The sequence below is a fragment of the Paraburkholderia sp. GV068 genome (assembly GCF_003058125.1).
Taxonomy (GTDB): domain Bacteria; phylum Pseudomonadota; class Gammaproteobacteria; order Burkholderiales; family Burkholderiaceae; genus Paraburkholderia; species Paraburkholderia graminis.
On the sequence record NZ_QBUB01000001.1, the window covers coordinates 809,099 to 822,091 of the forward strand.

11 protein-coding genes are annotated in these 12,993 nt (G+C 64.8%); 5 read left to right on the forward strand and 6 right to left on the reverse strand.

Features of this window, described 5'->3' with window-relative positions:
- Nucleotides 1-42 precede the first annotated feature (42 nt).
- On the forward strand, nt 43-1,005 hold the full coding sequence (locus C8K18_RS03670) for a DUF1853 family protein (protein WP_107706675.1): 963 nt from the start codon (nt 43-45) through the stop codon (nt 1,003-1,005).
- Between the two features lie 16 nt (nt 1,006-1,021).
- Here the strand turns inward: C8K18_RS03670 and thiD are convergent, their stop codons facing one another.
- The gene (thiD, locus tag C8K18_RS03675) at nt 1,022-1,831 is read right to left on the reverse strand and encodes a bifunctional hydroxymethylpyrimidine kinase/phosphomethylpyrimidine kinase (protein WP_107706676.1); all 810 of its coding nucleotides are present in this window, start codon (nt 1,829-1,831) and stop codon (nt 1,022-1,024) included.
- Between the two features lie 82 nt (nt 1,832-1,913).
- Entirely contained in the window at nt 1,914-3,221 is a 1,308-nt protein-coding gene (gene lplT / locus C8K18_RS03680; protein WP_006052998.1) for a lysophospholipid transporter LplT, read from the reverse strand.
- A gap of 218 nt (nt 3,222-3,439) precedes the next feature.
- Between lplT and alr the strand changes: the two genes are divergently transcribed.
- The 3 genes from alr (at nt 3,440) to C8K18_RS03695 (ending at nt 6,383) form a co-directional block, all read left to right on the forward strand.
- Entirely contained in the window at nt 3,440-4,510 is a 1,071-nt protein-coding gene (gene alr, locus C8K18_RS03685) for an alanine racemase (protein WP_006052999.1), read from the forward strand.
- A 62-nt stretch (nt 4,511-4,572) separates the two neighbouring features.
- Nucleotides 4,573-5,949, forward strand: coding sequence for a DNA repair protein RadA (radA, locus tag C8K18_RS03690; RefSeq protein WP_006053000.1), 1,377 nt, complete (start codon nt 4,573-4,575; stop codon nt 5,947-5,949).
- A 155-nt stretch (nt 5,950-6,104) separates the two neighbouring features.
- On the forward strand, nt 6,105-6,383 hold the full coding sequence (locus C8K18_RS03695) for a DUF2866 domain-containing protein (protein WP_006053001.1): 279 nt from the start codon (nt 6,105-6,107) through the stop codon (nt 6,381-6,383).
- A gap of 44 nt (nt 6,384-6,427) precedes the next feature.
- Here the strand turns inward: C8K18_RS03695 and C8K18_RS03700 are convergent, their stop codons facing one another.
- Both C8K18_RS03700 and C8K18_RS03705 read right to left on the reverse strand, forming a co-directional pair.
- On the reverse strand, nt 6,428-7,570 hold the full coding sequence (locus C8K18_RS03700; protein WP_053858277.1) for a CaiB/BaiF CoA-transferase family protein: 1,143 nt from the start codon (nt 7,568-7,570) through the stop codon (nt 6,428-6,430).
- 148 nt (nt 7,571-7,718) lie between these two features.
- A complete protein-coding gene (locus C8K18_RS03705) occupies nt 7,719-9,683 on the reverse strand; it encodes an ATP-binding cassette domain-containing protein (RefSeq protein ID WP_107706677.1) in 1,965 nt (654 codons plus the stop codon).
- 135 nt (nt 9,684-9,818) lie between these two features.
- On the opposite strand from C8K18_RS03705, the gene C8K18_RS03710 reads away from it, so the two are divergent.
- Entirely contained in the window at nt 9,819-10,298 is a 480-nt protein-coding gene (locus C8K18_RS03710) for a glutathione peroxidase (RefSeq protein WP_029970836.1), read from the forward strand.
- 23 nt (nt 10,299-10,321) lie between these two features.
- Here the strand turns inward: C8K18_RS03710 and cls are convergent, their stop codons facing one another.
- Together cls and prmB are read right to left on the reverse strand one after the other, a co-directional pair.
- Nucleotides 10,322-11,803: a cardiolipin synthase gene (cls, locus tag C8K18_RS03715; protein WP_006053005.1), complete on the reverse strand. Its 1,482-nt coding sequence runs from the start codon at nt 11,801-11,803 to the stop codon at nt 10,322-10,324.
- Nucleotides 11,804-12,084: 281 nt separating this feature from the next.
- Nucleotides 12,085-12,969, reverse strand: a complete 885-nt coding sequence (gene prmB, locus C8K18_RS03720) for a 50S ribosomal protein L3 N(5)-glutamine methyltransferase (protein WP_107706678.1) — start codon at nt 12,967-12,969, stop codon at nt 12,085-12,087.
- Nucleotides 12,970-12,993: the final 24 nt, after the last annotated feature.

Here is a 12,993-nt window from a genome sequence, read left to right on the forward strand (position 1 = left end):
CCTGACGCGGCCCGACCTGACGCGCCGCGCGCCGACGCGGCGATGCTTCGCGCCTTGCTCGACGCGTTGCATGACCCCGCGGTGCGCGATCTCGCGTGGCTGCTTCTGAGCGTCGATTTGTTGCGTCCGCAACCGCCGGCAGGCGAGTTGGCCACGCTTTTTCATACGCCGCAGGAACTCGCCGAAACGCTGGACTTTCTGCGCTCGCTCGACGCCGCGCCCGAGCCCTTGCACCGCGATCTCGCGGCGACGCGCATGACGCGGCTTGGCCGGTACGCTGAACGTCTGCTGGGCTGGTTTCTGCAGCACGGACCGGCGGCGCGGCTCGTCGCGGCCAGTGTGCCGTTGCGGCGCGCGGGCGTCACGCTTGGCGAATGCGATTTTCTGCTCGAAACGCAAGAAGGCGCGCGGCTTCACTGGGAACTCGCGGTGAAGTGCTATCTGCATGCGGGCCATTCCGGCACGCACCACGCGTCAGAGCTATCGGACTATGTCGGCCCAAATCTGAAAGACCGCTTCGATCTGAAGCTCGCCCATTTGCTCGGCCATCAATTGCTGTTGAGCGCGCGTGAAGACTTTGCGTCGGCCGGTTATCCGGGCTTGTGGACGCCGCAAATGTTCATCAAAGGCTGGCTGTTCTATCGGCACGGACACGGCGAGACGCCGGCCGATCCCGTCGAACTCGATCCCGCGCATGGCCGCGGCTGGTGGGTGACGCATGGCGAGTGGCTGCGGTTCGCGTCGGCGCATGGCCAGCATTGGCGCACGTTGCCGCGTCTCGAATGGCTGGCGCCGCGTCGCTATCGCGTTGGCGAACAACACGCGGCCAGCACGCCGTTCGTCGATGCACAAACGCTCGCGGCTCAAACCTCGCAGCAACACGTTCCGACGATGGTCGCCGCATTCGACGAAGACACGACGGGCAATCTGCTCGAACGCAGTCGCGGTTTCATCGTGCCCGACGATTGGCCGCAGCGGGCAAGGGACTACGCACGGCAGCAGTAGCAGTGGGCGCGCTGCGTTACCACCATCGATAGAAATGATGCACCGGGCCGACGCCGCTGCCGACGTCGAGGCGATCGCTCGCCTGCAATGCGCCGGTCAGATATTCCTTCGCATCCGCGACCGCGCTCGCCAGATCGCCGCGTTGCGGGATCAGCGCTGCAATCGCCGACGACAACGTGCAGCCCGTGCCGTGCGTGTTCTTCACCGGCACGCGCGGACCTCCCAGACGCAGCGTGCCGCTCTCCTGCACCAGCCAGTCGGGACTGTCGGCGGCGTTCAAATGGCCGCCCTTCATCAGCACCGCGCGGGCGCCGAGCGCGCGCAGCGCTTCGCCTTGTTCGAGCATCGCGGCTTCGTCGGCAGCGGCTTGCGCGCCGCCGAGCAGCGCGGCGGCTTCGGGCAGATTGGGCGTCAGCAGATCGGCAAGCGGCAGCAGTTCGTCGCGCAAGGCCGCGACCGCGTCGGGCAGCAGCAGCGCATGGTTGCTCTTCGAGATCATCACGGTATCGAGCACGATGTGCGCGGGCTTGTGCCGGCGCAACGCGTCGGCGACGGCGCGCACGATCGACGCATTGGCCAGCATGCCGATCTTCACCGCGTCGATACGGATGTCGTCGAACACCGCGTCGAGTTGCGCGCCGACGAAGCCCGCGTCCGGCGCGTGAATCGCGGTGACGCCGCGCGTGTTCTGCGCGGTCAGCGCGGTAATCACGCTCGCGCCGTAAGCGCCGAGCGCGGAGAAGGCCTTCAGATCGGCCTGAATGCCGGCGCCGCCGCCCGAGTCGGAACCGGCGATCGTCAGCACATTGGGAATCGATTGGGTCATGGCAAAGCGGACTGGCACAGCAGCGTAAAGCCGCGGAGACGGTTGACGGTGGGCGGCCCGACAACCGGGCCGCGCGCGTGGTTCAGTGCTTGACTTCGCCGATCAGCGCGACCGAGTCGAACGCGCGCTGATTCGCCTGGTGACGTCGCATGACGAGCCACATCATCACGCAGACGAAGGTGCCGAACAGCACGATCACCGCCGCGACGGGCACGTCGAGCCAGACGAGCACCGCGTACAGGCACAGCATGACGAGCACGGAGAGATTTTCGTTGAAGTTCTGCACGGCGATGGAATGGCCGGCCGACAGCAGCACGTGGCCGCGATGCTGGAGCAGCGCATTCATCGGCACGACAAAGAAGCCCGACAGGCCGCCCACGATCATCAGGAAAATGTACGCGAAGATCAGATAGCCGGGCACATGCATGCGGCCGAAGTACAGCCCCCAGTGAGCGGGGAACAGATGCCGCGTGTAGAACGCCATCAGCATCACGGCAATGCCCATCATGATGCCGACCGGCAGCACCGACAGCGACTTTTTGAGCGGCACGCGCGAAGCCGCGAAGATCGCGCCGGCCGCGACGCCGACGGCCACCACGGCCTGCAAAATCGCGGCTTCGGAGAGCGACATGCCGAGCGACACTTCCGCCCACTTCAGCACGATGAATTGCAGCGTCGCGCCTGCGCCCCAGAAGAGCGTGGTGACGGCCAGCGAGATTTGCCCGAGCTTGTCGCGCCACAGCACGACGAAGCAGTCGGCGAAATCGGTCACGAGCTTGATCGGACCGTGCTGCTGCTTCGGATAGCGCGCGCCGGTATCGGGAATGCGCAGATTGAAGAGCGCCGCGATCACATAGATCACCATGATCACGAGCATCGCCGCTTCGGCGGGCGTGTTCACTGTGGGAATGTGGTGCCGCAGAATGGGCGCCGCGATATGCGGACTGATCAGCGCGCCGCCGAGCACGGTGCCGAGAATGATCGAGCCGACCGTGGTGCCTTCAATCCAGCCATTGGCGGCAACCAGGCGGTCAGGCGGCAGCAGTTCCGTGAGAATGCCGTATTTGGCCGGCGAATACGCCGCCGCGCCGAAACCGACAATACCGTAGGCAATAAGCGGATGCGCGCCGACCAGCATCGTGATGCAGCCGAGCACCTTGATCGTGTTCGTGATGAACATCACGCGTCCTTTCGGACGGGAATCGGCGAAGGCGCCCACGAAGGCGGCAAGAACGACGTACGACAGCACAAAGAACAGCTTGAGCAGCGGCGTCATCCAGTTCGGAGCGTGAAGATCTTTCAGCAGTGCGATAGCGGCGATCAGAAGCGCATTGTCGGCCAGCGACGAAAAAAACTGCGCGGCCATGATGGTGTAAAAACCTTTTTTCATCTGATGCGATGCTGTCCTCGCTGCGGTCTGTCCGCCCCGGCCGTTTGTTATGCGTCCGGGCTTATGCCGTTCGAAATGGGTTGTGCGCACGGCTTTATATCATGAAAATAGCTGCATTCAGACTAGCAGAATCCTTGATCGCACCGCCCAGCGGGCTGCCGCGCGTTGAAAACGCCCTGTAAGCCGCTGATTCGCAAGCGTCTTTACGAAAATATTCCATGCCGCGCCCCCTCTCAGCCACGATTCACACGTCCGCCCTTGCCAATAACCTTGCCGTCGCGCGCCGCTATGCGCCTAAATCGAAGATCTGGGCGGTCGTCAAGGCCAACGCCTACGGGCACGGCCTCGCGCGCGCTTTTCCAGGTTTGCGGGCAACCGACGGCTTTGGGTTGCTGGACCTCGAAGAAGCCGTGAAGTTGCGTGAATTGGGCTGGGCCGGCCCGATTCTTTTGCTCGAAGGCTTTTTTCGTCCGACGGACATCGACGTCATCGACCGCTATAGCCTCACGACGGCGCTGCATTCGGACGAGCAGTTGCGCATGCTGGAAATGGCGCGGCTCTCCAAGCCCGTCAACATCCAGTTGAAGATGAACAGCGGCATGAACCGGCTCGGCTACACGCCGGAAAAATTCCGCGCGGCGTGGGAGCGGGCGCGCGCCTGCCAGGGCGTCGGCCAGATCACGCTAATGACCCATTTCTCCGACGCCGACAGCGAGCGCGGCGTGGCTCACCAGATGGAAGCGTTCGAGCGCGGCGCGCAAGGCATCGCCGGCGCGCGCAGCCTCGCTAATTCCGCTGCGACGCTGTGGCATCCGCAATCGCATTTCGACTGGGTGCGGCCGGGCATCATTCTGTACGGCGCGTCGCCTTCGGGCGTGTCCGCGGCGATCCAGGGCACGGGCTTGCAGCCGGCCATGACGCTCGCGTCGGAACTGATCGCCGTGCAAAACATCGCGGAAGGTCAGACCGTCGGCTACGGCTCGCTCTTCAAGGCGCGCGGGCCAATGCGCATCGGCGTGGTCGCGTGCGGCTATGCGGACGGCTATCCGCGGGTCGCGCCCGAAGGCACGCCGGTGATCGTGGACGGCGTGCGCACGCGGATCGTCGGACGCGTTTCGATGGACATGCTGACCGTCGACCTCACGCCGGTTCCCACGGCGAACGTCGGCTCGCGCGTCGAATTGTGGGGCGCGTCCTTGCCCATCGACGATGTGGCGCGCGCGTGCGGCACGATTGGTTATGAGCTGATGTGCGCGGTCGCGCCACGCGTTCCGGTGCGCGCGGAATGACGTAGGCAACGGCAAACAACAACCAAGCAACATTAGAACAACCGCAACTCGGGCAGGAACGCGTGGCAAAAGCAAAAACGTTGTACGTATGCAGTGAATGCGGCGGTCAATCGCCGAAATGGGCAGGACAATGCCCGTCATGCCAGGCCTGGAACACACTGGTCGAATCGGTTGCGGAAGCACCTTCCACGCATCGCTTCCAGTCGCTCGCGAAGAGCGCGCCGGTGCGGCGCCTCGCGGACATCGAAGCGTCCGACGTGCCGCGCTTCACCACCGGCGTCGGCGAATTCGACCGCGTGCTCGGCGGCGGTCTGGTGCCGGGCGGCGTGGTGTTGATCGGCGGCGATCCGGGCATCGGCAAATCGACGCTGTTGCTGCAGTCGCTCGCTGAAATTGCCGCCGACAAGCGCGCGCTCTACATCAGCGGCGAGGAATCGGCTGCGCAAATTGCGTTGCGCGCGCAACGATTGTCGCTGCTCGAACCGGGTTCGAAGGCGAGCGAGTTGCAATTGCTCGCCGAAATCCAGCTGGAAAAAATTCAGGCGACGATTGCCGACCAGCGGCCGGATGTCGCCGTCATCGATTCGATCCAGACCGTGTACTCGGACGCGCTCACGTCCGCGCCCGGTTCGGTCGCCCAGGTGCGCGAGTGCGCGGCGCAATTGACGCGCATCGCGAAGCAGTCGGGCACCACGATCATCATGGTCGGCCACGTCACGAAAGAGGGCGCGCTCGCGGGGCCGCGCGTGCTGGAACATATCGTCGATACGGTGCTGTACTTCGAGGGCGACACGCATTCGTCGTTTCGCCTCGTGCGCGCGATCAAGAACCGCTTCGGCGCGGTCAACGAGCTTGGCGTGTTCGCGATGACCGAGCGCGGTTTGCGCGGCGTCGCCAATCCGTCGGCGCTTTTTCTGTCCCAGCATGAACAGTCGGTGCCGGGCTCGTGCGTGCTGGTGACGCAGGAAGGCACGCGGCCGCTGCTGGTGGAAGTGCAGGCGCTGGTCGATTCCGCCAATGCGCCGAATCCGCGGCGTCTCGCCGTCGGCCTCGAACAGAATCGTCTCGCGATGCTGCTCGCGGTGCTGCATCGGCATGCGGGCATTGCCTGTTTCGATCAGGACGTGTTCCTGAACGCGGTGGGCGGCGTGAAGATCACGGAGCCCGCCGCTGACCTCGCGGTGCTGCTCGCGATTCATTCGTCGATGCGTAACAAGCCGTTGCCCAAAGGCCTCGTGGTGTTCGGCGAAGTCGGCCTCGCCGGCGAAATCCGGCCGTCGCCGCGTGGTCAGGAACGTCTGAAGGAAGCGGCCAAGCTCGGCTTTTCGGTGGCCGTGATTCCGAAGGCCAATGCGCCCAAGCAGCCGATAGAAGGCTTACAGGTCGTTGCGGTCGAGCGTATCGAACAGGCAATCGACCGGGTTCGTACGCTCGAGTAGACGGGCCTTTCGCCGCTGCCGCGACCGGGGCGCGCGCGGCGCTTGCCGTAATGCGCGGTAAATATCTCCAGGTTGGCTGTAACCAACAAGCCCTTCCTTTTTCCTTAAGCTGCCAGGGTATTGCATCCCTTCGATGCCGGAAAAAGGATCGCGCCTTGAAACAGTCACATGAAACCGTAGCCGAGCGGCCGATACAGGTGCGCGGTTGCCGGGTCTCCGCGCCCATTCAGCAACCGTGGGGCGGCGCTTGCCGGATTGTCGAGTGGATCGACCGGACCGGACAGATTTCACGCCGCGTGGTAGCGGGCGACGCCACCGCCGCCGACGTGCGCGCCACCATCAATCGCCACGTGGAAGGCCGCAAGCATCTGCTTTACGACGATGAAAAGACGCCGCGTCAGACGTTGCCGCGGCAGACGGTGGCGCGGCGGTAGTTGTCGGCGGCGTCCTCGGGTTGGGATGAGGAGCGAAGGGCGCTTTAGCCTTCGCTTTCCTTGTTGCGCTGACCGAACGCGTCGAGCTCGTGGTTCGGCTCATGCGCTTGATCCGCTTCCTGCGTTTCATACGCCCGCGGATCAAACAGCACATGCCGCGCCGCTTCCGCCGCCGTCAGTACAGGCGAGACGCAGCAATCCAGCGGCTCGAGCAGCGCGACCCATTCATCGAGTGCGCGCGAGCCGAACACGTCGGCAAGCTCCTGCGTGAGCGCGGCGGCGTCCGGTCCGCCAATCGCCTGACCCAGGCTCCAGTGACGCGTGGCCCACTCGGGGCGATCGAGCGCCATGCACAAGCTCTCCCAGAACTTCAGTTCGAGCGCGCCGACCGCGAGCCAGCGGCCGTCCAGCGTGCGGTAGAGGTTGTAGCAGGGCACGCCGCCGTTCAGCAGACCCGAACCCGCGCGTGTTTCTTCCGGCGCCTGTCGCGCTGCGCTTGCCGCCATGTTTCCCGCTGCGCTTGCCGCTATGTTTGCCGCGGCATTCTCATTGGCAAGCGCAACTTGCGCGACCACGTTATGCGCATGCGTGGCGTGTGTCATGGAAACGTCGACAAAGCGGCCCTCGCCGCCGCGCGACACCTGCCACAACGCGGCGAGAATCTGCGTGACCGCGCTAAGCGCGCCGCCAAGCAGATCGGCGATCTGAAAGTTGGGCACGATAGGCGTGCCGTCGCGACTCTGGAGTTGATCCAGCACACCCGCGTAGCCGATGTAGTTCAGGTCGTGCCCGGCGCGATCGGCGAATGGTCCGCGTGCGCCGTAGCCGCTAATCGCGCAGTACACCAACCGTGGATTGGCCGCGCGCAGCGTCGCGTAGCCGACGCCGAGCCGGTCCATCACCCCCGGCCGGAAGCTTTCGATCAGCACGTCCGCCTCGGACGCGAGCGCGCGCAGCACATTGCGTCCCGCTTCGGATTTGAGGTCGAGACGCGTCTCGCGCTTGCCGCGATTGACGAGCCGGTAGAACGCGCCGGGCCGCCCGGCTACGCGGTCGCTCGACGACTGCATCATCGTGCGGGTAGGGTCGCCGGCGCCGGGCGCTTCGATCTTCAGGACGTCGGCGCCGAGTTCCGCAAGCCGCAAAGCGGCAACGGGGCCGGGGAGCAGGCGCGTGAGGTCGAGCACGCGCAGGCCCTTTAGAGGCGGTGGCGCGGCGTCGGCCGGCGCGGACTCGCCGAAAGACGAAGCAGATGCAGCAGATGCAGCGGAAGACGTCGCAGATGACAAAGCCAACCTCTCGTCGATGCCGGCGCGGATCGCAGCGAGCGTTCCGCTAACCGATTTGTTCGAGTTCCTCGTGTGTCTCGAGCCACTCGGCTTCGAGCGCCTCGAGGCGTGCGTTCACATCTGCCTGACGGCGGATCGCGTCCGTCAGCTTGCTCTTCTGAGCGGGCTCGTAACTGGCCGGATCGGCGACGAACGCGTCGAGCGTCGCCTTCTCCGCGTTGAGCGCGTCCATTTCCTTCTCGATCTTCGTGATGCGGCTTTGCAGCGGCTTTTTCAGATGCGCGAGCTTCTGACGCGTTTCTGCTTCGAGCCTGCGTTGCTCCTTGCGATTCACGCCGCCGTCAGCGCCGTTGTCGGTGCCGTTCGAGCCACCATTGGACGCGCCGTTCGCCGCATTCCCCGCCTTCAACGCCGCGCGCTGCTCCGCTGCGTGCTGCAAGAGCCAGTCGCGGTAATCGTCGAGATCGCCGTCGAATTCCTGCAGACGGTGCTTCGCGACCAGCATGAACTGATCGGTCGTGGCGCGCAGCAAATGCCGGTCGTGCGAGACGAGAATGAGCGTGCCTTCGAACTGCGCGAGCGCCATCGTCAACGCATGCCGCGTCTCCAGATCCAGGTGATTGGTCGGCTCGTCGAGCAGGAGCAGGTTCGGCTTTTGCCAGATGATCAGCGCAAGCGCGAGCCGCGCCTTTTCGCCACCGGAGAAGGGCGCGATTTTCGACGTCGCCATTTCGCCGGAAAAATTGAAGCTGCCGAGGAAGTCGCGCAATTCCTGTTCGCGTGTGTCGGGCGCGAGACGCGCGAGGTGCTGCAACGGCGTGTCGTCGGCACGCAGCGTTTCGAGCTGATGCTGCGCGAAATAGCCGATGCGCAAACCCTTGCCTTCGCGCACATGCCCGCCGAGCGGCGCAAGCGTGCCGGCCAGCGTCTTGATCAGCGTGGACTTGCCCTGGCCGTTCGCGCCGAGCAGGCCGATGCGCTGACCGTTCTGGATAGACAGCATCACACGCTCGACGACCGGAATCTCCGCGCCGTCCTCGCTGTGGTAGCCGCAGCGCACGTCTTCCATCACCATCATCGGATTCGGCGCGGAATCGGGCGTGCGGAATTCGAACGTGAACGGCGACGTGGCGTGCGCCGGCGCGATCAGTTCCATCTTTTCCAGCGCCTTCACGCGGCTTTGCGCCTGGCGCGCCTTGGTGGCCTGCGCCTTGAAACGGTTGATGTAGCTCTGCAGATGCGCGACCGTGCGCTGCTGCTTCTCGTACGCATTCTGTTGCAGCGCGATCTGCTGCGCGCGCAGCACTTCGAATTGCGAGTAGTTGCCGCCGTAACGCTTGATCTGCTGCTGTTCGAGATGCAGCGTGACGTTGCAGACGGAGTCGAGAAATTCGCGGTCGTGCGAGATCACGATCAGCGTGCCCGGATAGCGATGCAGCCACTCCTCGAGCCAGACGATTGCGTCGAGGTCCAGGTGGTTGGTCGGTTCGTCGAGCAGCAGCAAGTCCGAGCGGCACATCAGCGCCTGCGCGAGATTCAGGCGCATGCGCCAGCCGCCCGAGAAGCTGCTGACCGGCTCGCGGGTCTGCTCGAGCGTGAAGCCGAGACCGAGCAGCAAGGCTTCGGCGCGCGCGGGCGCCGTGTAGCCGTCGGCGTCCGCAAAGGCGGCGTGGGCTTCGGCTTCGGCCGCGCCGTCGTGCGCGGCGGAGGCGGCGGCAATGCGTGCTTCGATCGCGCGCAACGCGGCGTCGCCGTCGAGCGTATAGGCGAGCGCGGTCTTGTCGGCAGCGGGCGTTTCCTGCGCGACGTGCGCGATCTGCCACGTGGGCGGGATCGAAAAATCGCCGCCGTCCGCGTGCAGTTCGCCGAGCAGCACGGCAAACAGCGTCGACTTGCCCGCGCCGTTTGCGCCCACGAGGCCGGCCTTTTCGCCGGGATTGAGCGTGAACGTGGTGTTGTCGAAGAGCGGCTTGGTGCCGCGCGCGAGGCTGAACTGGTTAAAGCGGATCACGAAAAGGCCGGCTGAAGAAAAACGCTATTTTAGACTGCCGGGGATGACACCGGGACCTTAGCCGGCATCGGCCATTCGGCCGACTGTATCGGCCGCGCTTTTGACATAGACTGACGGCTTTCGTGGGGAGAGCATATGACATCGATTTATTCTTTTACGGCCCGCACGCTAGGCGGCGAGGAAGTGAGCCTCGCGCAGTACGAAGGCAAAGTGCTGCTGATCGTCAATACGGCGAGCGAATGCGGGTTCACGCCGCAATACGCGGGCTTGCAGAAGCTCTATGACGGCTACGCGGCGCGCGGGCTCACGGTGCTGGGCTTTCCATGCAATCAGTTCGGCAAGCAGGAGCCGGGCGACGCCGCGCAGATCGGCAGCTTCTGCGAGAAGAACTACGGCGTGACGTTCCCGATGTTCGACAAGATCGACGTGAACGGCGCGAATGCGCATCCGCTGTTCCGTTATCTGACGGGCGAAGCGCCGGGGCTGCTCGGCCTGGAAGGCATCAAGTGGAATTTCACGAAGTTTCTGATCGGCCGCGACGGCAACGTGGTCAAGCGCTATGCGCCGCTGACCAAGCCGGAGACGATTACCGAGGACATCGAAAAGCTGCTGTGAAACCGGCGGCACGTGGCGGGGCTTTACAGGATCGGCGAGAACAGCCGGGCCACGTGCATGAGTACGCGCCGCACCGCGCTTGCCTGACGATACTCGTTGCGGTCGATCTCGCGCGATTGCGCGAAGTCGTCGAGCAGCATGGCTTCGACTTCTTTCGCGAATGACTGATCGACGGTCACGACCATGATCTCGAAGTTGAGCCGGAACGAACGGTTGTCGAGGTTGGCGCTGCCCACCGCGGCGGCCACGGTGTCGATCAGCACGACCTTCTGGTGCAGAAAGCCGGGTTGATAACGAAAGATGCGGATGCCCGCGCGCAGCGAATCGTACGCGTACAGCTTCGACGCTTCGAACACCACGACGTGATCGCGCCGGCTCGGAATCATGATGCGCACGTCGACGCCGCGCAGCGCGGCGAGCCGCAATGCGGAGAACACGGCTTCGTCGGGAATGAGGTAGGGCGTCGTGATCCAGATGCGCTCGCGCGCCGCGTTGATCGCTTCGACGAAAAACAGCGAGCAGGTTTCCTGCTTGTCGGCGGGGCCGCTCGGCACAACCAGGCAGTGCATGTCGTGGTTGGCGGCGGGCGTTGAGCTTGCGGGGAGCGACGCGTTCGTGGAGTCCACCGGCATCGGCGGCACATCGAGTTGCGGCAATTGCTGCGTGGCCCAGTACCAGTCCTCGGTGAACACGAACTGGATGCTCGCGACCGCCGGCCCGCGCACTTCGATATGCGTGTCGCGCCACGGCGAAAGCGGCGGCTTCGCGCCCAGATACTCGACGCCGACATTGTGTCCGCCGACAAACGCGCGCTCGCCGTCGACGGAAACGATTTTGCGGTGATTGCGGAAGTTCAGTTGCAGCCGGTTGACGAACAGGCGATTGGTCGCGAACGGATGCGTGTCCACGCCGCCCGCGCGCAACGACGCGACGTAACGATGAGGCAGATCGAAGCTGCCGATGCTGTCGTAGAGGAAATAGACGCGCACGCCCTGGCGCGCTTTCGCGATCAATGCTTCCTTGAACATCTCGCCGAGCGCGTCTTCACGGACGATGAAGAACTGCACGATGATGTAGTGACGCGCGTGCTCGATGGCATCGAAAATGGCCTCGAAAGTCGCCGTGCCGTTCACCAGCGTACGCACGGCATTGCCCGGCAGAAACGGCATGCCGCCCAGGCGCGTCAGCGAGTGCACGAGCCTGCCTCCCAGCGCATGCGCGGGCAGTTCGACCGACGAAGCCAGCTTGTCCCACTGCGGAGGATGCGCGTGCGTGCGCAACAGTTCGTTCTCGACGCGGCGGGCGTCGGCATAGCCGGCGAACTTGCTGCGCCCGAGGAACAGGTAAGGGACGAGTGTCAGATACGGCATCGCGACCAGCGACACGGCCCACGCGATCGCGCCTTGCGACGTGCGGGTATTGAGAATCGCGTGACACGCCGCGACCGCGCCGAGTATGTGCGCGAGGGCCACCAGCGTGCCGACGTGAAGCAGGTCGAATTGCATAGGCGAGCGAAGGGTTGAGCGAAATGCCGTGCCGGGGCGTCGGAGGAACGCGGGCAACGGCGCTCATCTTACCGAACGCGAGGCGGTTGGGGTGAGGGCGGGGTTTGTGTGGGGCGACGGCGGGGGCGGGCTTAGAGCTTCCGTGGACGGCGCGTGCGCGCGGCGGCGCGCGTGCTGGCTGGCTTCGGCGGGCAGCCCAGCAAAAGCGGCAAGCCAACGTCGACCGGCGCGCAGGCGCCTCTCGCCCACACACCGCTCGGCGCTAAAACATCGTCACAACATCAGAGAGGCAGATCCGCGGCCTGAATCAGGAACACGTTGTCGTCGCCGGCGCTCGTCGACAGCCAGACGAGGTTCAGGCCGCCGAACGCCGCTTCCACATGCTGACGCTCGTTGCCGATCTCGATCACGAGCACGCCGTCTTCGGTCAGCCAGTTGCGTGCGTCCGCAATGATTCGCCGCACGATGTCCATACCGTCCGCGCCGCCCGCAAGCGCCATTTCCGGCTCGTGCTTGTACTCGGCGGGCAGTTCCTGCATCGACGCCGCGTTCACATACGGCGGATTGCTGATGATCACGTCGTAGCGGCGCTGCGCGAGCGGCGCATAAAGATCGCCTTCGAAGAGCGCGATGCGGTCGTCGAGCTTGTAGTCGGCCACGTTGCGCGCGGCGACTTCGAGGGCCGGCGCGGACAGGTCCACCGCGTCGATGTCGGCATTCGGAAACGCGTGCGCCGCGAGAATCGCGAGACACCCGGAACCCGTGCACAGTTCGAGCACGGCGCTCACCTGCTCGGGATCTTCCACATACGGTTGCAGGCCGTCCTGCAGCAGCTCGCCGATAAACGAACGCGGCACGATCACGCGCTCGTCGACGTAAAAGCGAAAGCCGTGCATCCACGCTTCCTGCGTGATGTACGCGGCCGGCACGCGCTCGCTGGCGCGGCGCTCGATCACGTTGAGCACGGCGTCGATTTCGGCTGCCGAGAGACGCGCGTCCATGAACGGCTCGAGCAGGTCGAGCGGCAGATGCAGCGTGTGCAGCACCAGGTAGGCGGCTTCGTCGTAGGCGTTGGCCGAGCCGTGGCCGAACGACAGCCCGGCCTGGTTGAAGCGCGACACCGCGAAACGCAGCAGGTCGCGGACGGTGGAAAAGGGCAGCGTCATCGCAATAGTCCTTGAATGTCCCTC

Coding starts and splice junctions, on each gene's coding strand:
- C8K18_RS03670 (WP_107706675.1), top strand. CDS start 43: ATGCTTCGCGCCTTGCTCGACGCGTTGCATGACCCCGCGGTGCGCGAT.
- lplT (WP_006052998.1), bottom strand. CDS start 3,221: ATGAAAAAAGGTTTTTACACCATCATGGCCGCGCAGTTTTTTTCGTCG.
- prmB (WP_107706678.1), bottom strand. CDS start 12,969: ATGACGCTGCCCTTTTCCACCGTCCGCGACCTGCTGCGTTTCGCGGTG.
- alr (WP_006052999.1), top strand. CDS start 3,440: ATGCCGCGCCCCCTCTCAGCCACGATTCACACGTCCGCCCTTGCCAAT.
- C8K18_RS03710 (WP_029970836.1), top strand. CDS start 9,819: ATGACATCGATTTATTCTTTTACGGCCCGCACGCTAGGCGGCGAGGAA.
- thiD (WP_107706676.1), bottom strand. CDS start 1,831: ATGACCCAATCGATTCCCAATGTGCTGACGATCGCCGGTTCCGACTCG.
- cls (WP_006053005.1), bottom strand. CDS start 11,803: ATGCAATTCGACCTGCTTCACGTCGGCACGCTGGTGGCCCTCGCGCAC.